Source organism: Thermoanaerobacter sp. YS13 (genome assembly GCF_000806225.2).
GTDB classification, from domain to species: domain Bacteria; phylum Bacillota; class Thermoanaerobacteria; order Thermoanaerobacterales; family Thermoanaerobacteraceae; genus Thermoanaerobacter; species Thermoanaerobacter uzonensis.
Map to the genome: position 1 here is coordinate 156,133 of NZ_JOOI01000003.1, position 25,635 is coordinate 181,767.

Consider the following 25,635-nt stretch of genomic DNA (forward strand, 5'->3'; position numbering starts at 1 on the left):
TGAAGAGAGTGTAAAATATTCTTTAAAAAGACTGTTTTTTATTGTCATTGAGATTTCATAGTGATATAATATATAGTTGATTAACAATACCTTAGAAGGTGATAAAATGTTAGGCTTAGTGGAAAAAATATTTGGCAGCTACAGTGAAAGAGAAGTAAAAAGATTGGAACCAATTGCCGATAAAGTTTTGTCATATGAAGATCAAATGGCAAGACTTACGGATGCAGAGCTTAGGGCAAAAACAGATGAATTTAAAAATAGATTGAAAAATGGTGAAACTCTTGATGATATACTTCCTGAGGCTTTTGCGGTGGTAAGAGAGGCAGCCTGGAGAACTCTTAAAATGAAACATTTTAGAGTGCAGGTGATAGGCGGCATTGTCCTTCACCAGGGGCGCATCGCTGAGATGAAAACTGGTGAAGGTAAAACCCTTGTCGCGACATTACCTGCATATCTTAATGCTTTAGAAGGTAAAGGGGTTCACATTGTAACTGTCAATGATTATTTGGCAAAAAGAGACCGCGATTGGATGGGCAAAATATACGAGTTTTTAGGTTTAAGTGTTGGAGTGATACTCCATGATATGGACCCTGAAGAAAGAAAAAAGGCCTATGCTGCTGATATAACCTATGGGACCAACAATGAATTTGGTTTTGATTACTTAAGAGACAACATGGTTATATACAAAGAAGACATGGTGCAAAGAGAACTTAATTATGCTATAGTAGACGAGGTAGATAGCATACTGATAGACGAAGCAAGGACTCCTCTTATCATATCAGGTGTAGGTGAAAAATCCACAGACATGTATAAGTTAGCCGACAGATTTGTAAGGACTTTGAGAAAAGATGAAGACTATGTAGTTGATGAAAAAGCAAAGGCAGTAAGTTTAACTGAAAAAGGGATAGTTAAGGCAGAAAAATTTTTTGGCATTAAAAACCTTGCTGATATTGAAAACATGGAAATTTCTCATCACATTAACCAGGCATTGAAAGCTCACGCCATAATGAAAAGAGATATAGACTATGTGGTAAAAGATGGTCAAGTCATCATAGTAGACGAATTTACAGGAAGGCTTATGTTTGGGAGAAGGTACAGTGAAGGTCTCCATCAGGCTATCGAGGCAAAGGAAGGTGTTAAGGTAGAAAGAGAAAGCAAAACTTTAGCCACCATAACATTCCAGAATTACTTTAGAATGTATAAAAAATTAGCGGGTATGACAGGTACAGCTCAAACAGAAGAGCAAGAATTTAGGGCAATTTATGGGTTAGATGTCGTAGTGATACCTACTAACAAACCGATGATAAGGATAGACCACCCTGATGTGATATACAAAACTGAAGAGGCTAAGTTTAGAGCTGTTGTTGAGGATATTGTGGAGCATCACAAGAAAGGGCAGCCTGTTTTAGTTGGTACAATTTCTATTGAAAAATCTGAAAAATTAAGCGCCATGTTAAAAAAGAGAGGGATACCTCATCAAGTATTAAATGCAAAGTACCATGAAAAAGAAGCAGAGATAATAGCACAGGCAGGAAGAAAGGGAGCAGTTACAATTGCTACAAACATGGCAGGTCGTGGTACTGATATACTGTTGGGAGGTAATCCTGAGTTTATAGCTAAGAAAAAGATGCTTGAGGAGGGCTACTCAAAAGAAATTATTAACGAAGCTGCAGGATATGGACCTATTTCAGACGAGGAAGTTAGAAAAGCCCGCGAGAGATATTTTGAGCTTCTTGAAGAGGCGAAAAAAGATACTGAAAAAGAGCACGATGAGGTTGTAAAGCTGGGTGGACTTTACATTATAGGCACTGAAAGGCACGAAGCTAGGAGAATAGACAATCAGTTGAGAGGACGTGCAGGACGTCAAGGAGACCCTGGAGAAACGAGATTTTATATATCTTTAGAAGACGACCTTATGAGACTTTTTGGCTCAGAAAGAGTAAAGAACATGATGGACAGTCTGGGAATTGATGATGACCAGCCAATAGAGCATAAGATTTTGACAAAACAAATTGAGCAAGCTCAGAAAAAGGTAGAGGGTATAAACTTTGACACTAGAAAACACGTTTTGCAGTATGACGATGTAATGAACAAACAAAGAGAGATAATATATGCCCAAAGAAGAAAGGTACTTGAAGGTGAAAACTTAAAAGAATCTATTCTTGACATGGTAAAAAGCATAATAGAGAGAAACGTTGAGATATATACTGCAGGAAGTAAGTACCCTGAGGAATGGGATATAAAAGGGCTTTTAAACCATCTTTATGACATGTTCCTTGAAAAAGACAGCGTGATTATTGATGTTGATATAGATAGGCTTGACAAAGATGTCTTGACTGACATAATATATGAAGAGGCAGTAAGACAGTATGAGAAAAAAGAGGCAGAAATTGGTCCAGAACAAATGAGGGAAATCGAAAGAATAGTTCTTTTGAGAGTTGTGGATACTAAGTGGATGGACCACATAGACGAAATGGACCAATTGCGTCAAGGCATAGGCTTAAGAGCTTATGGACAAGTGGACCCTCTTATTGAGTACAAAAAAATAGCTTTTGATATGTTTGAAGACTTGATACAAAGCATACAAGAAGATACTGTTAAATTTTTATATCACATTCAAATCAATAAAGACAATATGATTCAAAGAGAACAAGTAGCAAAGCCTGTTTCTACAAATGTAGATGCAGAAGAGAAAAAACAGCCAGTTGTTAAGGGCAAAAAAGTTGGCAGAAATGACCCATGTCCTTGTGGTAGCGGTAAAAAATATAAAAAATGTTGTGGTGCCAATATAAAATACTAAAAAGGAGAGATGCAGTTTGTTGCAAGACTACAAAGCAGAAGTTTCAAACATGATTGAAGAAATAAAAGAAATGGGGGTTTCTCTTTGACATAGAAGGTGTCAAAAGAGAAATAGAAGAAATAGACAAAAAAATGGCTGACCCCAATTTTTGGAACGACATTAAAAAGTCTCAAGAATTAGCTAAGAGACAGAAGGAATTAAAAGAACTGCTAGAAGAATATAATTCACTTGTAACTAAATGGGAAGACTTGAGTACTCTTATTGAATTGGGATTAGAAGAAGAGGATGAATCAATAACTGACGAAGTAGACAAAGAGTACAAAGAGTTAAAGAAAAAGTTAGAAGACTTAAAGATAAAAACACTATTAAATGGCCCATATGATAAAAACAATGCCATACTTTCTATTCATGCAGGTTCAGGTGGTACAGAGGCTCAAGATTGGGCTGAAATGTTACTTCGCATGTATACAAGATGGGCTAATGACAAAGGTTTCGAGGTGGAAACTCTTGATTATCTGCAAGGGGAAGAAGCGGGTATTAAAAGTGTTACTCTAATGATAAAAGGGCCTTTTGCCTATGGGTATCTTAAATCAGAGGCAGGTGTTCACCGTCTTGTGAGGATATCTCCTTTTGATGCGGCCGGTAGAAGGCATACTTCATTTGCCCTTGTGGAAGTACTTCCTGAATTAGAAAATGATATTGAAGTGGAAATAAGACCTGAGGATTTAAAAGTTGACACTTATAGGGCTTCGGGTGCCGGAGGACAGTATGTAAATAAGACGGAATCTGCTGTAAGGATTACTCACCTTCCAACAGGTATAGTGGTTTCATGTCAAAGTGAAAGGTCTCAGATTCAAAACAGAGAAACTGCCATGAAAATGCTTAAAGCTAAACTTTTGGACCTCATGATGAAAGAGAAGAAAGAAAAAATCGAAGACTTAAAAGGAGAGCATAGAGAGGCGGCATGGGGCAACCAAATAAGGTCTTATGTCTTCCAGCCTTATACCCTTGTTAAAGACCATAGGACAAATTATGAAGTGGGAAATGTTCAGGTAGTGATGGATGGAGAAATAGACGGATTTATAAACGCTTATCTAAAGCAAAAATCACAAGGGATATCTTAAAAAGGTATCCCTTTAAATTTATGTGAGAAAGGGGTAAGTTATGGATAGAGTAAAAGAAACGTTAAAAAAAGAATTTAATCTTAAAGACTTTCAAGTGGAAAATACAATAAAGCTTATTGATGAAGGGAATACAATTCCTTTTATTGCAAGGTACAGGAAAGAAGCAACAGGAAGTTTGTCAGATGAGGTTTTAAGAAATTTTTATGACCGACTTACATATTTGAGAAACCTTGAAGAGAAGAAACAGGATACTATAAGGTTAATTGATGAACAGGGAAAACTGACAGAGGAGATAAAAGCAAAAATAGAAAATGCTACAACTTTACAAGAGGTGGAAGACATATACAGGCCTTTTAGGCCAAAAAGAAGGACAAGGGCGACCATTGCGAAAGAAAAAGGCTTGGAACCTCTTGCAAAGCTTATTTCTTCAAATGAGGTAACAGATGGGGATGTAGAGGAATACGCAAAGCCTTATCTTAATGAAAATGTTCCAACAGTTGAAGAAGCATACCAAGGGGCAATGGATATAATTGCAGAGGATATATCTGATGACGCTGATATAAGAAAATACATAAGGAGTTTTACATGGAATAACGGAATTATAGTGACACAAGCGTTAAAACAAGAAAGGTCTCCCTATGAGATGTATTATGACTATAAAGAAGCTGTAAAGACAATACCGCCTCATAGAATACTGGCGATAAACAGGGCAGAAAGGGAAAAATACATATCTGTAAAAATTGAGATAGATAGTGAAAGGATAATAAATAGGCTTATAGAATCAAAAGTAAATAAAGCTTCAATATTTGCAGAGTATTATAAGAAGGCAATTGAAGATTCCTACAAAAGGCTTATTGCTCCTTCAATAGAGAGGGAAATAAGGAATACTCTTACGGAAAAAGCAGAAGAAAAGGCAATAATAGTTTTTAAAGAAAATCTAAAAAGTCTTTTACTTCAGCCGCCAATAAAAGGACACGTTGTTATGGGATTCGACCCAGCGTATAGGACAGGGTGCAAGATTGCCATTGTGGATGAAACGGGAAAACTTTTGGATACTGCAACAATCTACCCTACTCCTCCTCAAAATGATTTTGAAAATTCTAAAAAGGTTTTAAAAGAGTTAATAGAAAAATACAATGTCACTTTAATTGCTTTGGGAAATGGAACTGCTTCAAGAGAGAGTGAAATGTTTATAGCAGAGCTTATAAAGGAACTTTCAAGAGAGGTAAAGTATGTGATAGTGAATGAAGCAGGTGCATCAGTCTATTCTGCTTCTCAAATAGGTACAGAGGAATTTCCTGATATAAACGTAAGTTTAAGAGGAGCTATCTCACTGGCGCGAAGGCTTCAAGACCCATTGGCAGAGCTTGTAAAAATTGATCCAAAGTCCATCGGGGTAGGACAATATCAACACGATGTAGACCAGAAAAAATTGGGGGATGCTTTAAACGGTGTGGTAGAAGATTGTGTAAACAGCGTAGGGGTTGATTTAAACACTGCATCAGTTTCTTTATTAAAATACGTTTCAGGGATAAATGCTGCTATTGCCAAGAATATTGTGGAATATAGAAATCAAATAGGGAAATTTACAAATAGGGAGCAGCTTAAAAATGTAAAAAGGTTAGGAGAAGCCACTTTTACACAATGTGCCGGTTTTCTAAGGATTTTGGATGGAGACAATATCTTTGACTCAACAGCAGTTCACCCAGAGCGTTACGAAACCTTAGAAAAGCTTTTGAAAAAATTTGGATATAAAAAAGAAAAACTAGATAGAAAAAAGTTAAAAGATTTTGCTAATTCTTTAGAAGAATACGGATTAAAGAAGATTTCAGAGGAATACGATATAGGACTTCCTACTCTTTATGATATAGTTTCAGAGCTTAAAAAACCTGGAAGAGATCCCAGAGAGGATTTGCCTAAGCCAATTTTGAGGTCTGATGTAATGACTATAAATGAGCTAAAACCGGGCATGGAGCTTATGGGAACAGTTAGAAATGTCACTGATTTTGGCTGCTTTGTAGATATAGGGGTTCATACTGATGGGCTTGTCCACATTTCTGAAATGTCTCAAAACTACATAAAACATCCTCTTGATGTGGTTTCAGTGGGAGACATTGTAAAAGTGAGAGTTTTAAGTGTTGACGTTGAGAGAAATAGAATTTCTCTTTCAATGAAATAAAAAATTTTTAATTGGTACCCCCTAAAAATTTATTTCTTCCTCCGAAATTATATAGTGAAAATAAGGTAAATCAAACAAAGGAGGAAGAGAGTATGAAGAAAGTATTAGCTTTTGTGCTTATGGGGTTACTCGTTTTTTCTTCTGCTTTAACAGTCTATGCGAAGCCAGATAAGGCGAAACATGAGCTAAAAATTAAAACAGAAACTAAACTGGAGGCAAAAGGAGAAACTAAAAATCAGTTAGAAGCCCAAACACAGACGAGATTTGAACCTAAAGTAAAATTTAATGAATTTAAAGCAAAAGTATCTGTTAATGGAAAAGAGATTAAATTTGACCTGCCACCAGTTATAAAAGAAGGAAGGACGTTAATTCCTGTTAGAGCTGTAATGAATGGGTTAGGTGCAAAAGTAGAGTGGGACCAGGCAACAAGCACTATTACAATTACAAAAGGTGATATAACAATTCAGTTTATTTTAGGTGAATCAAAAGTTTTAGTAAATGGTAAAGAAGTTTTTTTAGACGTTCCAGCAATGGAGATAAGCAATAGGACATTTGTGCCAATTAGATTTATATCAGAGATTTTAGGCGAAAAAATAAATTATGATGAAAAAACAGGAGATATAGAAATTGAAGAAAAAGATCAAGCAGAAATAGAAAATAATTCTGACGAAACAACAGTATCTCAGGATGTGTACGGAAATACAAATGAGACAGTCACAAACAGTGTATACGGTACCGATAAAGAAGTAGAAAACGATGATTGAAATTACATAGAGGATAATATACAGAAAACCGGCCTTTTACTGCCGGTTTTCTGTATATATCAGTTTGTTGACAAAGTTAAAAAATATCTCCTTTACGAAAGTTTGTCTACAGTCTGTATATATAGTGTTATTATTAACATATCTTTAAATGAATCTTAAGTAAAGTTAGATTCTTAATGAGATTCTAATGTTTTACAGCTTGATAGTGCATGCACCTCAATATATAATAAAATATAGTTTAATAAATTTGCTGAGGTGTGGGTGAATGAAAATTAACAAAACTAACATAGTAAATATAATTTTAATCGTCATTTTTGTCATTGCATTAATAGTGGCTATGGTGACTTTTGGGAAGAATTTAAATATACTAATTAACAGCCCCGATAAATTTAGACAGTGGATACACAGCTTTGGGAAGCTTGGAATTATTGTATTTATAGGCGTTCAAATACTTCAAGTGGTCGTATTTGTCATACCTGGAGAAGTAGTGCAAATTGCGGGGGGATACCTTTTTGGAACTTTTTTAGGTACTTTATATTCCGTCATAGGTATTACTATAGGTTCTCTTATTTGCTTTTTGATAGCGAGAGTTTTAGGTTATAATTTTGTGAGAAGTATTGTTTCAGAGGAAAATTTGGAAAAATTCGATTATATTATAAATAATCCTAAAGGAGAAGTTATCCTCTTTTTGCTATTTTTTATTCCAGGAATGCCAAAAGATGCTCTTTCATACATTGCAGGTATAACACCTGTTAAGTTTTATAACTTTTTCATCATTACTCTTTTTGCGAGACTTCCAGGAATATTTTTTTCAGCATACATAGGGGCGAATTTGGGAAATAAAAATTACTTTATGGCAGGAGTCGTTGCAATTATCGCAGTATTATTGTTTTTAATAGGAGTTTATAAAAAAGATTTAATAATGGAAAAGTTTAAAAAATTTTAGCTGGACAAAAAATTTTATCCGGATTTGTTCTGTAAATATAATGATTTCATAAAATCGTTTCCTTTATGCTATAATGTTAATGTATAATGGACTTAGGGGGGAATTACATGTATTTATTAAAAGGCGGAAAAGTTTTTACAATGGCCGGTAAAATTTATGAAAAAGGAGACGTGCTCATCGACGACGGGAAAATTGTTGATGTTGGAGAGGATTTGATTGCTCCTTTGGATGCAGAAGTGATTCACGTAGAAGGCTTTACAGTTATGCCGGGTTTAATTGATGCTCATTGTCATCTTGGAATGTGGGAAAATGCTATGGGGTTTGAAGGAGCAGATGGAAATGAAGCGACAGATCCTATAACTCCCCAACTTAGAGCGATTGATGGAATAAATCCAATGGATAAGTATTTTGAGGAAGCTTATCAAGCAGGGGTTACGACTGTTGCGACAGGTCCTGGCAGTGCCAATGTTATAGGAGGACAGTTTGCGGTTATAAAAACTTATGGTAAAAGAATAGATGATATGATAGTAAAAGAACCAGCAGCAATAAAAGTTGCTTTTGGTGAAAATCCTAAATCCGTTTACCATGAGCAGCATAAAATGCCTTCAACTAGAATGGCGGTTGCGGCTCTTTTAAGGCAAGAGCTTATAAAAGCTAAGGAGTACATGGAAAAGATGGAGCATGCAGAGGAAGACAAAAAGCCTGAAAGGGACTTAGGCCTTGAAGCATTGGTAAAAGTATTAAAGAGAGAAATTCCACTGAAAGCTCATGCTCATAGAGCAGATGATATTTTTACTGCTTTAAGAATTGCAAAAGAATTTAATGTAGATATAACCATTGACCATTGTACTGATGGCCATTTAATTGTTGATGAATTGGTGAAAGAAAATGCTAAAGTTATTGTGGGACCTTCATTATCTGAAAGGTCAAAGATTGAGCTTGTAAATCTAAGCTTTAAGACAGCAGGTATTCTTTCAAAAGCAGGACTTACAATTGCGATAATGACAGACCACCCTGTAATACCTCTCAATTATTTGCCTTTATGTGCTGCTTTAGCTGTAAAGGATGGTATGGATGAAATGGAGGCTTTAAAAGCCATCACCATAAACCCTGCGAAAATTTTAGGAATTGACGACAGGGTGGGAAGCATTGAAAAAGGAAAAGACGCTGATATTGTAGTCTTTGATGGAGATCCATTAGAAGTGAAGACAAGGATAAAATATGTATTTATTAATGGGAAAGTAGTACATAAAGCATAAACTGTCATGGGGCTATTTGTTTAGAGGAGTCTGAATAAATAGCCCACTAATTTTTTATAACTTTAAAAAATTTTTTATGCAGTCTGATATTCTATAATTTATTTTTATTCATGCCATGTTTTATTGAGGGAATTTTTTGGGCTTTTTCTTGGGATATTTGAATAATTATTTAAAACTTTACAAACAAACTATTTTTTTAATTATTTTTATACAAAACGTTTACATTAATTTGCTAAGTTAAATTGCAAAAGTTATTTTATTGGATTATACTATAGGTGTATAAAGTTGAGTTGATGGATAGGTAGTATAGTAAAAGGGACAGAGGAGGTTACAAAGTTGGAGAAAAACACATATTGCTTGCAGGTTTATTCTGAGATTGGAAATTTAAAGTCTGTCCTACTTCATAGACCTGGTAAAGAGTTAGAAAGGTTGACGCCTGAGTTTTTAAGTGAGCTCCTTTTTGATGATATTCCCTGGCTTAAAAGGATTCAGGAGGAGCACGACAAATTTGCGCAATCTTTAAAAGAAAACGGAGTGACAGTTTATTATTTAGAAGATTTATTGGAAGAGGTTTTACAGGATAGTGGAATAAAAGAGTTTTTTATATATGATTTGGTTTCCTATATGAATACTTCTTTAGAAGTTAAGAAAACAATTACAAATTTTCTAAAGGAAAGAACCCCCAGAGAAATAGTGGACTACGCTATTGCAGGACTTCTGAAAAAAGAAGTACCTGAAGCGAAACCTCAATCTTTAGTGGATTATGTCTATAAGGATTCTCCATTTTTTATAAATCCTTTGCCAAATTGCTATTTTATGAGAGACCCTGCTGCGGTCATTGGCAATGGTGTGATGGTAAGCAGTATGAAGACAACTGCTCGAAAGAGAGAAGCCATGTTGCTTAAGTATGTTTTTAAGCATTCTAAGACTTTAAAAGTACAGGAGAATCTATTGTGGTATGATTATCGTTCAGAGTATCCTATTGAGGGAGGAGACGTGTTAGTTCTTAGTAAGAAAGTAATAGCTATTGGAATAAGTGAAAGAACCTCCCCACAGGCAATTGAAGAAATTTCTCATACTCTTTTAGAGAGAAAAGAAGAGTTACAAGGCATAATCGCTGTAGAGATTCCCCAAAAGCGAACTTTTATGCACCTTGATACAGTTTTTACTATGGTGGATGTGGACAAATTTTTAATATATCCTGGTATAAAGGAAAAATTAAAGGTTTATAGGATTACAAGGGGAGAAAAGGGATCAATTAAAGTTAAGGTAGAAGAAGACTTTACAAAAGTTTTAGAGACTTCCTTGGACCTTGATAAAGTCAGTTTAATTGAAAGTGGAGGAGGTGATGAGATAACAGGAGCAAGAGAACAGTGGAATGACAGCACAAATACCTTGGCCATTGCTCCAGGAATTGTAATGGCATATAACAGAAATGAGATAACCAACACCACCTTAGTAAATCATGGAATAAAAGTTATTGAAATTGAAGGCTCTGAATTAGTGAGGGGACGCGGCGGCCCAAGATGTATGTCGATGCCTTTAAAGAGAGAAGATATATAAACCTTTTGACTAATGGGGTAAGATAATATAAAATTAATAAAGTAAAATTGCTAAAAGGAGGATGACTATGGCATTTAATTTAAAGGGCAGGAGCTTATTAACTTTAAAAGATTACACCCCTCAGGAAATAAGATATATTTTAGACATTGCTAAACAAGTAAAAGCAGAGAGAAAAGCAGGGGTTGTACATCAAAGATTTTTAGGTAAGACTATTGCTCTCATTTTTGAAAAGAGGTCCACAAGAACGAGATGCGCTTTTGAAACTGCTTTTGGTGAAGAAGGAGGACACCCAGTATTTTTATCAACAGATGATATTCAGTTGGGAGCCAAAGAATCAATAGAGGATACTGCAAGAGTTTTGGGAAGGATGTTTGATGCAATAGAGTTTAGAGGCTTCAAACAAGAAACCGTGGAAATTTTGGCAAAATATGCAGGTGTGCCTGTATATAATGGATTAACTGATGAATATCATCCAACTCAAGTTTTGGCTGACCTTATGACAATAGAAGAAGAATTTGGGAGTTTAAAAGGGAGAAAGCTTGTATTTGTAGGAGATGGAAGAAACAATATGGCAAATACTCTAGCGGTAGGCTGCGCTAAGATGGGGATGCACTATGTGATTAATTCTCCAAAAGAATTATGGCCTTTACAAGAGTTTATAGATGAAATCAGGCAAATGGCAGCTGAAAATGGAGGGACTTTTGAACTTACAAGTGTACCAGGAGAGGGCCTTGAAGGTGCAGATGCTATTTACACTGATGTATGGGCTTCAATGGGAGAAGAAGCAAAGGCTACAGAGAGGGAAGCTCTTTTGCGACCTTTCCAAGTGAATGAGAAAATGATGAAAAAGACAGGAAGAGAAGATACTATATTTTTACATTGCTTGCCTGCAGTAAAAGGACAAGAAGTTACTTTTGATGTTATAGAAGGAAAACAATCGAGAGTGTGGGACCAAGCGGAAAATAGAAAACATACAATTAAAGCTGTGATGATTGCTACTCTTCTTTAATAATACTTTACAGGGGAGGACGTTATGAAGGAAAAAGTTGTTATTGCTTTAGGAGGGAACGCCCTGCAGGACGTAAATACGCCTCCTACTGCAGAGGCGCAGATGGAAGTAGTAAAGAGGACAGCGGGGTATCTGGCGGACATAATTGAAAAAGGTTATTCTGTAGTAATTACTCATGGCAATGGTCCACAGGTGGGGAATATAGTCATTCAAAATGAAGTTGCATCAATGATTGTTCCTGCAATGCCTTTTGATGTGTGTGGAGCAGAGAGTCAGGGTATGATAGGATATATGGTTCAACAAGCATTAAGAGAAGTTTTGAAGGAAAGAAATATCAGAAAAGAAGTAGCAACTATCATAACACAAGTTGTAGTGGATAAAAATGACCCTGCTTTTGGGAAACCCACAAAACCGATAGGACCTTTTTATACAAAAGAGGAAGCCGAAGTTTTAATAAAAGAAAAAGGTTATGAAATGGTGGAAGACAGTGGAAGAGGGTATAGAAGAGTTGTTCCCTCCCCTGACCCCAAAGAAATTGTAGAGCTTAATACGATAAAGTTACTTGAAAAAAATGGGGTAATAGTAATAACAGTTGGGGGAGGAGGAATTCCTGTTATTAAAGAAAATGGCAATTTAAAAGGAGTAGCTGCCGTAATAGACAAAGATTTGGCTTCTGAAAAGTTAGCGGAAGACATTGATGCAGATGTTTTATTGATTCTTACAGCAGTTGAAAAGGTAGCAATAAATTACAACAAGCCAAATCAAAAGTTTCTTGACAAAATGACAGTTGAAGAGGCGATAAAATACATGGAAGAAGGTCATTTTGCGCCAGGCAGTATGTTTCCCAAAATTAAAGCAGCAGTGAGGTTTGCAAAGTCAAAAGTAGGAAGGCGAGCTATAATTACTTCTTTAGGCAAAGCATTAGAAGCTTTAGAGGGAAAAGCAGGCACAGTTATAAGCTTATGAAAATAAATTAAAAATTTTTCACAAAAACTATTGACAAAGATATATAAAAATGAGAAAATAAAATCAAAATTGAATAAGACGAAGGTAAATCTTCGGGGCAGGGTGAAATTCCCGACCGGCGGTATAGCCCGCGAGCCGCGCCTGCGGTAGATTTGGTGAAATTCCAAAGCCGACAGTGAAAGTCTGGAGGGGAGAAGATTTTCTTTTTATGTTTATTTTTGTAAAATAACTAAAAAATCCTGAAGATTTATCTTCAGGATTTTTTAGTAAATAAATTTGGAGGGATGAATTGTGGAAAAGACTAAAACACAAGCCATAGTAAAAGTAGGTTTTCTTTCTGCAACAGCTTTTATACTTATGTATTTAGAATTTCAGGTACCATTATTTCCTGGCTTTTTAAAACTTGACTTTAGTGATGTACCTGCATTAGTTGCTTCTTTTGCTATTGGACCTTTATATGGTGTAATGGTAGAGCTTATTAAAAACATACTCCATGCTACTATAACTCAATCGGGTGGTATTGGAGAAATTGCCAACTTTGCTATAGGTTCTATATTTGTTTACACTGCAGGGATTATATATCAATTTAATAAGACGCGAAAAAATGCCCTTATATCTATGGCAATTGCTACAGTAGTGATGGCTTTTACTGCTTCACTTTTGAATTATTATGTTTTTCTGCCTTTATACCAAAAAGTTATGGGATGGCCTATGGATGCCATAATTAATATGAGTAGAGCAGCGAATAAAAATATAGTGGATGTAAAAACTCTTATATCATACGGAATATTTCCTTTTAATGTGTTAAAGGGAATCGTGTTGTCAGTAATTACCTTGCTGGTATACAAAAAGCTTTCACCTTTTTTAAAGAATTAATTAGATCCCTAGCGTATGCTGGGGATTATTTTTATTTTTAATTTGTTAAAAGATAGTATATAATAAAGTTATAATAAGTGGGGTGAGACTTAGTGAAGAAGACTTATATTTGCAAAAATAGAGATGAGACCATTGCTTTAGGAGAAAAATTAGGAAGGCTGTTAAGGAGTGGAGATATAATTCTTTTATATGGTGAGCTGGGAAGTGGCAAAACTATCTTTACAAAAGGAATTGCAAAGGGGTTAGAAATAAATGAGCCAATTACCAGCCCGACTTTTACTTTAGTCAATGAACGTAGAGGAAGGATTCCCCTCTATCATTTTGATTTATATAGGTTAGATGATTATACGGCTCTTTATGACATAGGTTATGAGGAATATTTTTATGACGAAGGAGTTTGTGCAATTGAATGGCCTGAAAGGTTAGGACCTTTACTTCCGAACGAAAGGTTAGAAGTGGTAATTCAAAAAGGAGAAAAAGAAGATGAAAGAGTTATTTTATTTAAAGATTTTGGGAGACGATATGAGGAGCTTTTAAAGGAGATGGGGTAATGAAAATTTTGGCAATAGATTCTTCTTCTAAAACTGCTACTGTTGCATTAGTAGATGAAAAGGGGATAATAGGAGAATACTCTATAAATTATCTAAGGCATTCAGTAATTTTAATGCCTATGATAGATGAACTGCTTAAAAAGTGTGAAGTACCAATAAATCAAATAACTCATGTGGCTGTTTCAGAAGGTCCGGGCTCTTTTACAGGGCTTAGAATCGGTGTTGCCACTGCAAAGGGTCTGGCTCATGCTCTTAACATCCCTATTGTAGGAGTATCTTCTCTTTTAGCTCTTGCATATAATGTCAGTGAATTTGAAGGACTTATATGCCCTGTTATAGATGCTTTAAATGAAAATGTTTATGGAATGCTAATAAAAGGTGTCAATTTTGAGGTTTTAATAGATGCTGGGGTGTATTCTCTAGAGGAAATTACGAAGTTGATAAGCAATTATTCTGACAAAGTGCTGTTCGTAGGAGAGGGGGTTTATTCCTATAAAGATAAATTACAAGAGATGATAAGAGACAAAGCTTTATTTGCAAAGGATAAGGATAACATGGCAAGAGCAGCTTCCATAGGAGAGATTGCTATTCAAAAGATAAAAAAAGGTGAAGTGGTTAGTTTCTTTGATTTTAAGCCGGTGTATATAAGGAAATCGGCTGCTGAAATTCGTTTAAGTGGCGAGGGGAGTTAATTAATGGATGTTATTATAAGGCCTATGAGGAAAGAAGATGTGGAAGAGGTCTTGGAAATTGAAAAGTTAAGCTTTAGCACTCCTTGGTCTAAAGAAGCTTTTATAAGTGAAGTTACAAAGAACAGCTGTGCTAAGTATATAGTGGCGGAAGTTGACAACAAAATTGTGGGTTATGGAGGATTTTGGGTGGTTGCAGATGAAGGGCATATAACCAATATAGCAGTTCACCCGGACTACAGATCTAAAGGAATTGGAAGTAAAATTATGGAAGATTTAATTGACCTTGCTAAGAAAAATGGAATAACCGCCATGACATTAGAGGTGAGAGAATCAAATATAACAGCGCAACATTTGTATGCAAAATATGGCTTTAGACCATTAGGTAGAAGAAAAGGCTATTATCAAGATAATAATGAGGATGCAATTATAATGTGGAAATACGACTTGTGATGGTGATGAAATAATGGAGAAAGATATAATTATTTTAGGAATAGAATCTTCCTGCGATGAAACAGCTGCAGGAGTTGTAAAAAACGGCAAAGAAGTATTGTCGAACGTAATATATTCTCAAATAGAGATTCACAAAAAATATGGTGGGGTAGTGCCAGAAATAGCTTCAAGAAAGCATATTGAAGTAATATCTTTCGTAGTGGCAGAAGCATTAGAAAAAGCCCAGCTACGCCTTGATGAAGTAGATGTAATTGCGGCTACATATGGGCCAGGATTAGTTGGTGCTCTTTTAGTCGGTTTGTCATATGGTAAAGCTTTAGCGTATGCGAAAAATAAGCCTTTTGTAGGAGTAAATCATATAGAAGCCCACATAGCTGCAAATTACTTAGGGGGTGATTTTGCTCCTCCTTTTATTTGTCTTGTGGCTTCCGGGGGACATAGCCACATTGTTTTTGTAAAAAATTATGGAGAGTACGAAGTAATGGGACAGACAATGGACGATGCAGCAGGGGAAGCCTTTGACAAAGTAGCAAGAGCTTTGGGCTTGGGATACCCTGGAGGACCTGCTATTGAAAAGGCTGCAAAGCTGGGGAATATGGAAGCTATTGAGTTTCCCAAATCTTTTATGGAGGAAGGAAATTTTGATTTTAGTTTTAGTGGGCTTAAAACAGCAGTTTTAAACTATTTAAACAGGCAAAAGCAAAAAGGAGAAGAGGTGAATATTTACGATGTGGCGGCTAGTTTTCAAAGAAATGTGGTGGAGGTGTTGGTGAAAAAATTAATTGATGCTGCAAATATAAAAAATATTGATAAAATTTCTATAGCAGGAGGAGTGGCTTCTAATAGTTTTTTGAGAGAGAAATTAGAAGAAGCAAAAAAAGTTGGAATAAGAGTCCATTATCCTGATAAAATTTATTGTACAGACAATGGCGCAATGATAGCTGCTGCTGCCTATTATGACTTTATAAAAGGGAAAACCTCTGGTCTGGATTTAAATGCCATTCCTTATTTAAAGATTGGGGAAAAACTTTGACTGTTAAAAATGTGGAAATATGTCGAAGTTTACGATGTCATGCCTTTTAGGGTCTGTGGATAACTCTGTGGATATTGTGCTTAAATATATTTCATTGTATTTACTGGAATGAAATAGAAAGAAAGTTTATTAAAAATAAATAAAACTTTTATTAAATCTTAGGGGGTTTTATTATGAAGAATATTTTGCTTTTCACAAAATTAAATGAAACCTACATAAAAGAAATTAAGGAACAAATGGAGGAATATGAGGTTCTTTACGTTCAAAATGAGGAAGAGGCTTCTAAGTATGTAAAAGACACAGAAATTATCATAAGCTTTGATTTTGAGTTTTATCCCAATATTGTGGACAAGGCTTCAAACCTTAAATGGATTCATCTTTTGAGTGCGGGAGCAGATACTCTTCCCTTTGAAAAACTCAAAGAAATGAAGGTATTAGTTACTAATTCTAGAGACGTACACAAATATCAAATTTCACAACAGGTTATAGGTTATATGCTTATGTTTGAAAGAAGCTTAAATACCTTTTTAAGAAATCAGATAAAAAAGGTGTGGGATAGGTCTGTTAGGGTTTCAGAACTTACAGGTAAGACTGCTTTGATAATAGGAGTAGGAAGTATAGGGGAGGAAATTGCAAGACTTTTAAAAGAATTTGGCATGAAGGTCTACGGTATAAGAAGCTCGGGGAAGCCTTCTTTATATGTTGAAAAAATGTATACTTCTATTGAAGACTGTGATGTATTGTCGTTTGCCGATTATGTGATATCTATACTTCCTTTGACTAAAGACACTTACCATTTGATAGGAGAAACCGTATTTAGTAGGATGAAAAATAGCAGTTACTTTATAAATGTTGGAAGAGGGAAAGTAGTGGATGAAAAAGCTTTGCTAAATGCCATTAATAATAAAGTCATAAAAGGGGCTGCATTAGATGTTTTTGAAGAAGAGCCTTTAAGAGAAGACAGCCCTTTTTGGGATATGGAAAATGTGATAATTACTCCTCACATGGCAGGGGTTACGCCTTTATATATGCAAAGAGCGATGGAAATATTGAAAGAAAATTTGGATGCTTATAAAGAAAGAAGACCCTTAAAAAATATTGTAAATTTAGATAAAGGATACTAAAGCGGGTTTTTACCCGCTTAAATTTTCCCATTCTTCATACATTTCTTCCAATTTGCTTTTAAGGGCGTTGTATTCTTTTTGTATTTCTACAATTTCTCCTGTTTTATAAATTTTAGCATCACACATTTTTTCTTCTAAATATTTTATTCTTTCTTCAGCTTGATAAATTGAATTTTCAAGGTTTTTTAGATATTCTTTTTGTTGCTTTAACTTAAGTTTAGCCAATCTTTCTTTATACCTTTCGTTTTTTATTTGGGTTTTTGTCTTTTTGATTGCTTCTTCTTGCTTTTCATTAAGCTGGTTTTTCTTTTCTATATAATAACTGTAATTACCTAAGTATACTTCTACCCCTTGAGGTGTCAAAATCATCATTTTGGTAGCAATTTTGTCTATAAAGTATCTGTCATGGGAGACAAATAATAAAGTTCCAGTGTATTCTAACAAAGCTTCTTCTAATACTTCTTTTGCTTTTAAATCTAAATGGTTAGTTGGCTCATCCATAAGCAGAAAATTTGCTTTTGAAAGGATGAGCTTTAGCAATGAAAGTCTTGCCTTTTCACCACCACTTAGTGTAGAGATAGTTTTAAAGACATCTTCTTCTTTAAAAAGAAAAGAAGCTAATAGTGTCCTCACTTCTGTTTGAGTAAGATATGGATTTTCATCCCATATTTCATCAATGACTGTTTTTTTAGCATTTAAACTTTTAAATTCTTGCTCGTAATAGCCTATTATTACGTTTGTGCCAAATTTAATTTCTCCTTCAAAATTGTCAATTTCCCCCACTAATATTTTTAAAAGCGAGCTTTTACCTATCCCGTTTGGGCCTAAGAGGGCGATTTTTTCTCCTTTTTTTATTTCAAAAGATACATTAGAAAAAATTTGCCTATCAAAACTTAAGGACAAATTTTTAACTGCTAACACATCATTTCCGCTTTCCAGATCAAAATCAAAATGCAGGTTGATAGACCTGTTATTTATCATTGGCTTTTCTGCTATTTCTATTTTTTCTAAAAGTTTTTGCTTGCTTTCTGCCATCTTTACTGACTTTTCTGTTCTACGGTTTTTTTGAATCTGTATAATTGATTTAATTCTTTTTATTTCTTTTTGCTGTTCTTCATAGGTTTTTAACTTTGCTTCCAACTCTAATTTTTTTCTTTTTAAATATTCTGTATAGTTACCTTCATAAACTGATAGATTAGTGTTTTCTATCTCAAATATCCGAGTTACAATTTTATCCAAAAAATACCTATCATGGGATATAATCAAAATTGTACCATTATAAAATTTTAAATATTGCTCTAACCATTCTATTGAGTTTATGTCTAAGTGATTGGTGGGTTCGTCTAATAATAGGACATCTGGACTTAAAAGTAAAGTTTTTGCCAGCATAAGACGGGTTTTTTGACCACCACTTAAGATTGATACAGGTGTATCGAATTGCGACACATCAAACCCTAATCCATTTAGTACACCTCTTATTTTACTTTCTACAGAATAACCATCTAATTCCATATATTTGTCTGTTAAAAACGAATATTCTAAAAAAAGTTTATCAAGTAGATGTGAATCTTTTGTTTTTGAGATTTTTTCCTCCAGAGATTTAATTTGTTTATCTAATTGGAATATTTCCTCAAAAGCTATTTTTACTTCCTCATATATACTTTTTTCGGAATCAATTACAGTGTTTTGCTGTAGATATCCCATTTTATTTGTAGAAATTGAAATTGTTCCACTGTCAGCTTCGGTAAAACCGGCTAAAAGGTTAAAAAGTGTGGACTTTCCAGCACCATTTTCGCCAATTACTCCTATTTTGTCTCCTTCATTGACTATAAAAGAAATATTTTGTAGAATTATATCGATACCGTAACTTTTTGTCACATTGCTTACAGTTATGATTGCCATAAATATAACCTCCTGTTCATATTAAATATATCAAAAAAATTTATTTTGTAAAAGTGTAGTAAACTATAACTTTTTTTTAATATGTGTCGATAAAAATTAATGAGTGTATTTCTAAATGGAAGGTGATGGACTTGGATATAGCAACAATAGTGGGTATAGTTCTTGGAGTAGGCTCTTTGATTTATGCATTTACATTAGAGGGAGGTACTGTTGCTTCTTTAATAGGTGTTTCAGCTGCTTTAATAGTTTTTGGGGGTACTATAGGTGCTACTATAACTTCTTATTCTATGGATGACATTAAAAAAGTGCCGAAGCTTTTAGCAAGGGCTTTTAAAAATGAAAAGGATAATTATCTTGATATAATAAAGTATTTTACTTATTTGGCCCAAAAAGCCAGAAGTGAAGGTCTTTTAAGTCTTGAATCCGAAATAGAGTCTGAGGAGATAAAGAAATTTGATCCTATTTTAAAAGAATGCTTAGAATTAGTTGTTGATGGATCTGATATGGAACTCATTAAAACAACTATGGAAAATAAAATATATGTAGAAGATAGAGAAGCTAAAAAAGAAGCAGGGATTTTTGAAGCAGCAGGTGGGTATGCTCCTACAATGGGTATAATAGGAACGGTTATGGGACTTGTTCACGTATTGAGTAGCTTAAAGGAACCGGATAAATTAGGCCCTGCTATAGCGATGGCATTTATTGCAACATTATATGGGGTAAGTTCTGCTAATTTGTTTTGGCTTCCTATAGCTCAAAAGCTCAAAAATAGGACAAACATTAAAAGGACAGAAAGAGAATTGATATTAGAAGGAAGTCTTTCGTTACAAGCAGGTGAAAATCCAAAGATTTTAGAGAGAAAGTTAATGACATTTATTACACAAGCGCAGCGCAAAAATATACCTCAGAAAGGTAGTGTTGAATTAAATGAAGAGGTTGGAAGATGAATCAAAGCCAAATCACGAAAGATGGCTGCTTACTTATTCTGATATGATTACTTTACTTTTAATATTTTTTATAGTTATGTATACTATAAGTACTATTAACGCGACAAAATTTACTCAAATAGCAAGTTCTTTAAGTAGAACTTTTACAGGAACTAATTATGTAATAGGACAATATACCGGTAAAAGCGTAGTACCTGGGAATCTAGAAAATAAAAGCAATCTTGGGAAGGTCCAACAACAACTAAATGCCTTCATAAAAGAGAATAATCTTCAAGGCATGGTAACAAGTTATATCGATGAAAGAGGATTGGTAATAAGTTTACAAGATACTCTTCTATTTGATTTAGGCTCTGCTGATGTACATCCTGATGAAAAAGATGTTTTGATAAAAATAGGCAGTATGTTAAAAGACCTTCCAAATCACATTAGAGTGGAAGGATTTACAGATGACCTCCCTATACACAACAGTAAATTCGATTCAAACTGGGAACTGTCTGTTATAAGAGCAACTAATGTGGTAAAAATATTGGTAAATGAAGTAGGAATAGAACCCCAGAGAATTTCAGCAGTAGGATATGGGGAATACAGGCCTGTTGTTCCAAATGACTCAGAAGAACATAGAAGACTTAATAGAAGAGTAGACATTGTCATTATGAATACAGAATATAATAAATGGGAGCCTAAAAGCCAGTAAAATTAAAAAATTTTAGTGCTATTACAGAAATTTTTTATAATTCCTCATATTCTACTATGTTTTTGTTACGTTGACAAAAAATTTACAATATTATATAATTCAATTACATAGTAGAATGAGGTGAGGACAGTGAGCAAAAAGACCATAGTATCAATGGCTGTAATAAGAAGGCTCCCAAGATATCATAGATATCTTGAAGAACTTCTTAAAAACGATGTAAAGCGTATTTCTTCTAGAGAATTAAGCGAAAAGATGGGAGTTACTGCTTCTCAAATTAGACAAGATTTAAATAATTTTGGCGGTTTTGGGCAGCAGGGATATGGCTATAATGTAGAAGAGCTTTATAATAATTTGACTAAGATTTTAGGCCTTGATAAAACTTATAATACTATCATTATAGGGGCAGGTAACTTAGGACAAGCGATTGCCAATTATACTAGGTTTGAGAAATCTGGCTTTAATTTAAAGGGAATTTTTGATATTAATCCTCGTTTATTTGGGCTTAAAATTAGAGATGTTGAAGTAATGGACGTAGAAACAGTAGAAGATTTTATAGCCCATAATAAAATCGACATAGGTATTTTGTGCATTCCCAAGGATAGTGCTCAATATACTGCTGACAGACTGGTGAGAGCGGGGATTAAGGCGATTTGGAATTTTTCGCCAATAGATTTAAAGGTGCCTGATGACGTAATTTTAGAAAATGTTCATTTAAGTGATAGTTTATTTACTGTATCATATAGATTAAATGAAGAAGAGCTCTTTAAAAAGTTAAAAGGAGAAACTGCTAAAATAGATGGGTAGTAAATTTTCTATCCATCTATTTTAATTTTGGCATGAATTTTGCTTTTAAATTTTAATGATAAAACAAGGAAGGGGGTTTTTTATGGAATTTAGAAATATTAAGCTAGAACTAAAGGAAGGTGTTTGTCTCATTGCTATTGACAGACCTAAATCTTTGAATGCGTTGAATTTAGAAACTCTTAAAGAAATAGACCAGGCTTTAGAAGAAGTTAAGGAAAATGATGAGGTGAAAGTAGTAATAATAACAGGAGCAGGAGAAAAAGCTTTTGTAGCGGGAGCGGACATTTCTGAAATGAAGGATATGAATCCCCTTAAAGCAAAAGAATTTGCTGAGTTTGGCCAAAAAGCGTTTAGAAAGATTGAACTTATGAAGAAGCCTGTTATTGCTGCTGTTAACGGTTACGCTCTTGGAGGAGGCTGTGAACTGGCAATGGCTTGTGACATAAGGATTGCAAGTCATAATGCAAAATTTGGGCAGCCAGAGGTGGGACTTGGCATTATACCGGGATTTGGAGGCACACAAAGACTACCTCGAATTGTAGGCATGTCAAAAGCGAAGGAGCTTATTTACACAGGGGATATGATAGATGCTGAAGAAGCTTTAAGAATGGGACTTGTTTCAAAAGTAGTAGATCAAGAAAAATTATTGGAAGAAGCCCATAACATTGCGAAAAAAATAATGTCAAAGGGGACAATTGCTGTAGGGCTTGCAAAGGAAGCCATAAATATGGGTATTAATGTGGATATTGAAACAGGTATGAGCTATGAAGCAAAGGCTTTTGCGCTTTGTTTTGCTACAGAGGAACAAAAAGAAGGTATGGCAGCTTTTTTAGAAAAAAGAGCTCCTAAATTTGTGGATAAGTGATATGTGGTGATAAAGGGTGATGACCCTTTATCTGTAATCTTTAGTGTTAAAAAAATATCAAAAAGGAGGAGTTTTAATGGATTTTTCATTGACAAAAGAACAACAAATGGTAAGGAAAATAGTAAGAGAATTTGCTGAAAAAGAGATTACACCTAAAGCAAAGGAAATTGATTTAACGGGTGAATTTCCGTGGGATAATGTCAAAAAAATGGCGAAAGCTGATATGATGGGAATTCCGTATCCAAAAGAATATGGAGGAGCAGGAGGAGATTATATAAGTTATATTATTGCAGTGGAAGAGATATCACGCGCTTGTGCGGCTACAGGCGTTATATTGTCTGCTCATACATCATTGGCATGTTTTCCTATTTTCCAGTGGGGAACAAAAGAGCAAAAAGAGAAATACTTAATACCATTGGCAAAAGGAGAAAAGTTAGGGGCTTTTGCGCTTACAGAGCCTAATGCTGGAACTGATGCAGCAGCTCAGCAAACTACAGCAGTATTAGAAGGAGATCATTACATTTTAAACGGCTCTAAGATTTTTATAACCAACGGCGGAAAGGCAGATGTATATATAGTTTTTGCTATGACCGATAAATCTAAAGGTACTAAAGGAATAAGTGCTTTTATTGTTGAAAAAGATTTTCCTGGTTTTTATATAGGAAAAGTGGAAGAAAAAATGGGTATAAGAGGCTCGAGGGCAGCAGAATTAGTATTTGAAGACTGTGTAGTACCTAAAGAAAACCTTATTGGCAAAGAAGGAGAAGGGTTTAAGATAGCAATGGCGACTTTGGACGGCGGAAGAATAGGTATTGGCGCTCAAGCCTTAGGCATAGCTCAGGCAGCGTTAGACGAGGTCACAAAATATGTAAAAGAGAGGCAGCAATTCGGAAGGCCTATAGGGAAATTTCAGGGCTTACAGTGGTATATTGCTGAAATGGCTACAAAAGTAAGTGCAGCTAGACATCTTGTTTACTACGCTGCATGGAGAAAGCAAAACAATTTAAGTTATACGATGGAAGCTGCTATGGCAAAGCTTTTTGCTTCTGAGACAGCCATGGAAGTTACTACAAAGGCAGTACAAATTTTTGGTGGGTATGGTTATACAAAAGATTATCCAGTTGAGAGATTAATGAGAGACGCAAAGATAACAGAAATATATGAAGGTACTTCAGAAGTTCAAAAGATGGTCATAGCTTCGAATTTATTAAAGATGTAAGGAGGAATTGCCGTGAATATACTTGTGTTTATAAAACAAGTGCCTGATACCAATGAAGTTAAGATAGATCCAGTTACAAAAACCCTTATAAGAGAAGGGGTTCCCAGCATAATAAATCCAGATGATAAAAATGCTTTAGAAGAAGCTATAAGAATTAAAGAAGAATATGGAGCAAAAGTTATTGTCATAACAATGGGACCTCCACAGGCTGAAACTGCGTTAAGAGAGGCGCTTGCGATGGGATCTGATGAAGCATATCTTTTGACTGACAGAGTATTTGCGGGTGCTGATACTTATGCAACTGCCAAAACTTTGGCAAATATGGCTAAAAAATTTGACTATGACATAATATTCTGTGGTAGACAAGCTATAGATGGTGATACTGCGCAGGTAGGTCCCCAATTAGCTGAACAGCTTAATATTCCTCAAGTGACATATGTTAAAGAAGTAAAAATTGAAGGTGATACCCTTATCGTAAAAAGGGCACTTGAAGACGGATACGAAGTTATAAAAGTCAAAATGCCTGTACTTTTGACGGCGATTAAAGAGCTTAATACTCCAAGGTATCCTTCTATAAAGGGAATATTTGAAGCGTATAGAGAAAAAGAAGTTAAAATTGTGACTGCTGCAGACTTAGGAGTAGATCCTCAAGAAGTTGGACTTAAAGGGTCTCCTACAAAAGTTATTTCCACAACTACTCCAGAGACACAAAGGGCAGGAGAAATTTTTACAGGCAACGTAAAGGAATGTGTGCAAAACCTTGTCCAAAGATTAGTTGAAAAGTATGTTATATGAAGGAGGCTGGAAAAAATGAATGAATACAAAGATATATGGGTGTTCGCCGAGCAAAGAGAGCAAAGATTAATGAATGTATCTTTAGAGATATTGGGAGAAGCAAGAAAACTTGCCGATAAAAAAGGTGTAAAAGTTTGTGCAGTGTTAGTTGGATATGGTGTAAAAGGACTGGCTGAGGAATTAATCAAATATGGTGCTGATGTAGTGTACGTAATAGATAATCCTCTTCTTAAAAATTATACGACAGAAGGCTATGCAAAAGTCATTGCAGACCTTGCAAATGAGCTAAATCCAGAAGTAATTTTGTATGGAGCCACATATATAGGAAGAGACCTTGCACCAAGAATTGCTTCACGATTGCATACTGGCCTTACAGCAGACTGTACGGGACTTGATATAGATGAAAGTGGATTGCTTTTACAAATACGTCCTGCTTTTGGAGGCAATCTCATTGCTACAATAATATGTCCAGAAAGAAGGCCTCAGATGGCGACTGTGAGGCCTGGAGTTATGAAAAAAGCTCCAAAAGACGAAAAGCGCGAAGGGAAAATCATAGAAATACAGGCAAATATTAAAGAGAGTGACATAAGGGCACAAATCGTTGATGTTATAAAAGAAGCAAAAAGTAAAGTAAATATAGAAGAGGCAGATATTATTGTTTCTGGAGGAAGGGGGGTAGGAGGGGCAGAAGGGTTTAAGTTAATTCAGCAATTAGCCGATGTTTTAGGAGGAGTGGTAGGAGCTTCTCGTGCTGCAGTTGATGCAGGATGGATTTCACAAGACCATCAAGTAGGTCAGACGGGTAAAACCGTAAGGCCAAAACTTTATATAGCTTGTGGCATAAGTGGTGCGATACAGCATATTGCAGGCATGGGAAGTGCAAAAACGATAGTTGCTATAAACAAAAATCCTGATGCACCTATTTTTAAAGTAGCTGATTATGGAATAGTTGGAGATTTATTTAAAGTAATACCGGCATTGATAGAGGAGATAAAGAGAGTTAAAAATAGCGAAATGGCATGAATTTTGCATATATAAAAAAGAGGGCGGCTGACCTTTTGGCAGCTGACCCT

The 25,635-nt window shown here is 35.0% G+C and carries 23 protein-coding genes and 1 riboswitch; of the genes, 22 read left to right on the forward strand and 1 reads right to left on the reverse strand.

The features are described 5' to 3' along the window. The first annotated feature begins 106 nt into the window (after positions 1-106). The 15 genes from secA (at position 107) to THYS13_RS13020 (ending at position 17,336) form a co-directional block, all read left to right on the forward strand. Positions 107-2,800, forward strand: a complete 2,694-nt coding sequence (secA, locus tag THYS13_RS12950) for a preprotein translocase subunit SecA (protein WP_042834948.1) — start codon at positions 107-109, stop codon at positions 2,798-2,800. 16 nt (positions 2,801-2,816) lie between these two features. Next, a protein-coding gene (gene prfB, locus THYS13_RS12955) for a peptide chain release factor 2 (RefSeq protein ID WP_235603427.1) occupies positions 2,817-3,924 on the forward strand; the annotation gives its coding sequence in 2 pieces (ribosomal slippage) (positions 2,817-2,885 and positions 2,887-3,924; 1,107 coding nt in all). 40 nt (positions 3,925-3,964) lie between these two features. Beyond that, positions 3,965-6,103 carry a Tex family protein gene (locus THYS13_RS12960; protein ID WP_042834950.1) on the forward strand — a complete coding sequence of 713 codons (2,139 nt, stop codon included), beginning with the start codon at positions 3,965-3,967 and terminating at the stop codon, positions 6,101-6,103. 92 nt (positions 6,104-6,195) lie between these two features. Next, positions 6,196-6,867, forward strand: coding sequence for a copper amine oxidase N-terminal domain-containing protein (locus tag THYS13_RS12965; protein ID WP_042834951.1), 672 nt, complete (start codon positions 6,196-6,198; stop codon positions 6,865-6,867). A gap of 265 nt (positions 6,868-7,132) precedes the next feature. Then, positions 7,133-7,813, forward strand: a complete 681-nt coding sequence (locus THYS13_RS12970; RefSeq protein WP_042834953.1) for a TVP38/TMEM64 family protein — start codon at positions 7,133-7,135, stop codon at positions 7,811-7,813. Between the two features lie 107 nt (positions 7,814-7,920). Next, on the forward strand, positions 7,921-9,072 hold the full coding sequence (locus THYS13_RS12975) for an amidohydrolase (RefSeq protein ID WP_042834954.1): 1,152 nt from the start codon (positions 7,921-7,923) through the stop codon (positions 9,070-9,072). Between the two features lie 336 nt (positions 9,073-9,408). Then, positions 9,409-10,635 carry an arginine deiminase gene (arcA, locus tag THYS13_RS12980; RefSeq protein ID WP_042834955.1) on the forward strand — a complete coding sequence of 409 codons (1,227 nt, stop codon included), beginning with the start codon at positions 9,409-9,411 and terminating at the stop codon, positions 10,633-10,635. Positions 10,636-10,702: 67 nt separating this feature from the next. Then, the gene (gene argF, locus THYS13_RS12985; protein WP_042834956.1) at positions 10,703-11,644 is read left to right on the forward strand and encodes an ornithine carbamoyltransferase; all 942 of its coding nucleotides are present in this window, start codon (positions 10,703-10,705) and stop codon (positions 11,642-11,644) included. A 24-nt stretch (positions 11,645-11,668) separates the two neighbouring features. Further along, a complete protein-coding gene (gene arcC, locus THYS13_RS12990) occupies positions 11,669-12,610 on the forward strand; it encodes a carbamate kinase (RefSeq protein WP_042834957.1) in 942 nt (313 codons plus the stop codon). An 84-nt stretch (positions 12,611-12,694) separates the two neighbouring features. After that, a riboswitch (FMN riboswitch) is annotated at positions 12,695-12,813 on the forward strand. An 88-nt stretch (positions 12,814-12,901) separates the two neighbouring features. After that, complete coding sequence (locus THYS13_RS12995) at positions 12,902-13,486, forward strand: ECF transporter S component (protein ID WP_042834958.1); 585 nt, start codon at positions 12,902-12,904, stop codon at positions 13,484-13,486. 92 nt (positions 13,487-13,578) lie between these two features. Then, a complete protein-coding gene (tsaE, locus tag THYS13_RS13000) occupies positions 13,579-14,037 on the forward strand; it encodes a tRNA (adenosine(37)-N6)-threonylcarbamoyltransferase complex ATPase subunit type 1 TsaE (RefSeq protein WP_042834959.1) in 459 nt (152 codons plus the stop codon). Then, a complete protein-coding gene (tsaB, locus tag THYS13_RS13005; RefSeq protein ID WP_042834960.1) occupies positions 14,037-14,729 on the forward strand; it encodes a tRNA (adenosine(37)-N6)-threonylcarbamoyltransferase complex dimerization subunit type 1 TsaB in 693 nt (230 codons plus the stop codon). Before tsaE ends, tsaB begins: the two co-directional genes overlap by 1 nt. A gap of 3 nt (positions 14,730-14,732) precedes the next feature. Next, a complete protein-coding gene (gene rimI, locus THYS13_RS13010) occupies positions 14,733-15,179 on the forward strand; it encodes a ribosomal protein S18-alanine N-acetyltransferase (RefSeq protein ID WP_042834961.1) in 447 nt (148 codons plus the stop codon). Between the two features lie 13 nt (positions 15,180-15,192). Further along, positions 15,193-16,212, forward strand: a complete 1,020-nt coding sequence (gene tsaD, locus THYS13_RS13015; protein WP_042834962.1) for a tRNA (adenosine(37)-N6)-threonylcarbamoyltransferase complex transferase subunit TsaD — start codon at positions 15,193-15,195, stop codon at positions 16,210-16,212. A gap of 173 nt (positions 16,213-16,385) precedes the next feature. After that, positions 16,386-17,336 carry a D-2-hydroxyacid dehydrogenase gene (locus tag THYS13_RS13020; protein ID WP_042834963.1) on the forward strand — a complete coding sequence of 317 codons (951 nt, stop codon included), beginning with the start codon at positions 16,386-16,388 and terminating at the stop codon, positions 17,334-17,336. Positions 17,337-17,345: 9 nt separating this feature from the next. Here THYS13_RS13020 and THYS13_RS13025 read toward each other — a convergent pair whose 3' ends face one another. After that, positions 17,346-19,238 carry an ABC-F family ATP-binding cassette domain-containing protein gene (locus tag THYS13_RS13025; RefSeq protein WP_042834964.1) on the reverse strand — a complete coding sequence of 631 codons (1,893 nt, stop codon included), beginning with the start codon at positions 19,236-19,238 and terminating at the stop codon, positions 17,346-17,348. A 125-nt stretch (positions 19,239-19,363) separates the two neighbouring features. Between THYS13_RS13025 and THYS13_RS13030 the strand changes: the two genes are divergently transcribed. The 7 genes from THYS13_RS13030 to THYS13_RS13060 all read left to right on the forward strand — a co-directional run bounded on the left by THYS13_RS13030 (position 19,364) and on the right by THYS13_RS13060 (position 25,585). After that, positions 19,364-20,185 carry a flagellar motor protein gene (locus tag THYS13_RS13030; protein WP_042834965.1) on the forward strand — a complete coding sequence of 274 codons (822 nt, stop codon included), beginning with the start codon at positions 19,364-19,366 and terminating at the stop codon, positions 20,183-20,185. Then, positions 20,166-20,879, forward strand: coding sequence for a flagellar motor protein MotB (locus tag THYS13_RS13035; protein ID WP_042834966.1), 714 nt, complete (start codon positions 20,166-20,168; stop codon positions 20,877-20,879). Before THYS13_RS13030 ends, THYS13_RS13035 begins: the two co-directional genes overlap by 20 nt. A gap of 129 nt (positions 20,880-21,008) precedes the next feature. Further along, positions 21,009-21,683: a redox-sensing transcriptional repressor Rex gene (locus THYS13_RS13040; RefSeq protein WP_042834967.1), complete on the forward strand. Its 675-nt coding sequence runs from the start codon at positions 21,009-21,011 to the stop codon at positions 21,681-21,683. Between the two features lie 82 nt (positions 21,684-21,765). Continuing rightward, the gene (locus tag THYS13_RS13045) at positions 21,766-22,548 is read left to right on the forward strand and encodes a short-chain-enoyl-CoA hydratase (RefSeq protein ID WP_042834968.1); all 783 of its coding nucleotides are present in this window, start codon (positions 21,766-21,768) and stop codon (positions 22,546-22,548) included. Positions 22,549-22,624: 76 nt separating this feature from the next. After that, positions 22,625-23,767 carry an acyl-CoA dehydrogenase gene (locus THYS13_RS13050; protein ID WP_042834969.1) on the forward strand — a complete coding sequence of 381 codons (1,143 nt, stop codon included), beginning with the start codon at positions 22,625-22,627 and terminating at the stop codon, positions 23,765-23,767. Positions 23,768-23,779: 12 nt separating this feature from the next. Further along, positions 23,780-24,562, forward strand: a complete 783-nt coding sequence (locus THYS13_RS13055) for an electron transfer flavoprotein subunit beta/FixA family protein (protein ID WP_042834970.1) — start codon at positions 23,780-23,782, stop codon at positions 24,560-24,562. A 15-nt stretch (positions 24,563-24,577) separates the two neighbouring features. Then, complete coding sequence (locus THYS13_RS13060) at positions 24,578-25,585, forward strand: electron transfer flavoprotein subunit alpha/FixB family protein (RefSeq protein WP_082990427.1); 1,008 nt, start codon at positions 24,578-24,580, stop codon at positions 25,583-25,585. Positions 25,586-25,635: the final 50 nt, after the last annotated feature.

Coding starts and splice junctions, on each gene's coding strand:
- tsaD (WP_042834962.1), top strand. CDS start 15,193: ATGGAGAAAGATATAATTATTTTAGGAATAGAATCTTCCTGCGATGAA.
- THYS13_RS13020 (WP_042834963.1), top strand. CDS start 16,386: ATGAAGAATATTTTGCTTTTCACAAAATTAAATGAAACCTACATAAAA.
- THYS13_RS12975 (WP_042834954.1), top strand. CDS start 7,921: ATGTATTTATTAAAAGGCGGAAAAGTTTTTACAATGGCCGGTAAAATT.
- THYS13_RS12965 (WP_042834951.1), top strand. CDS start 6,196: ATGAAGAAAGTATTAGCTTTTGTGCTTATGGGGTTACTCGTTTTTTCT.
- THYS13_RS12970 (WP_042834953.1), top strand. CDS start 7,133: ATGAAAATTAACAAAACTAACATAGTAAATATAATTTTAATCGTCATT.
- THYS13_RS12960 (WP_042834950.1), top strand. CDS start 3,965: ATGGATAGAGTAAAAGAAACGTTAAAAAAAGAATTTAATCTTAAAGAC.
- rimI (WP_042834961.1), top strand. CDS start 14,733: ATGGATGTTATTATAAGGCCTATGAGGAAAGAAGATGTGGAAGAGGTC.
- THYS13_RS13025 (WP_042834964.1), bottom strand. CDS start 19,238: ATGGCAATCATAACTGTAAGCAATGTGACAAAAAGTTACGGTATCGAT.
- arcC (WP_042834957.1), top strand. CDS start 11,669: ATGAAGGAAAAAGTTGTTATTGCTTTAGGAGGGAACGCCCTGCAGGAC.
- THYS13_RS13035 (WP_042834966.1), top strand. CDS start 20,166: ATGAAGAGGTTGGAAGATGAATCAAAGCCAAATCACGAAAGATGGCTG.
- THYS13_RS13045 (WP_042834968.1), top strand. CDS start 21,766: ATGGAATTTAGAAATATTAAGCTAGAACTAAAGGAAGGTGTTTGTCTC.
- argF (WP_042834956.1), top strand. CDS start 10,703: ATGGCATTTAATTTAAAGGGCAGGAGCTTATTAACTTTAAAAGATTAC.
- secA (WP_042834948.1), top strand. CDS start 107: ATGTTAGGCTTAGTGGAAAAAATATTTGGCAGCTACAGTGAAAGAGAA.
- THYS13_RS13030 (WP_042834965.1), top strand. CDS start 19,364: ATGGACTTGGATATAGCAACAATAGTGGGTATAGTTCTTGGAGTAGGC.
- tsaB (WP_042834960.1), top strand. CDS start 14,037: ATGAAAATTTTGGCAATAGATTCTTCTTCTAAAACTGCTACTGTTGCA.
- THYS13_RS13050 (WP_042834969.1), top strand. CDS start 22,625: ATGGATTTTTCATTGACAAAAGAACAACAAATGGTAAGGAAAATAGTA.
- THYS13_RS13060 (WP_082990427.1), top strand. CDS start 24,578: ATGAATGAATACAAAGATATATGGGTGTTCGCCGAGCAAAGAGAGCAA.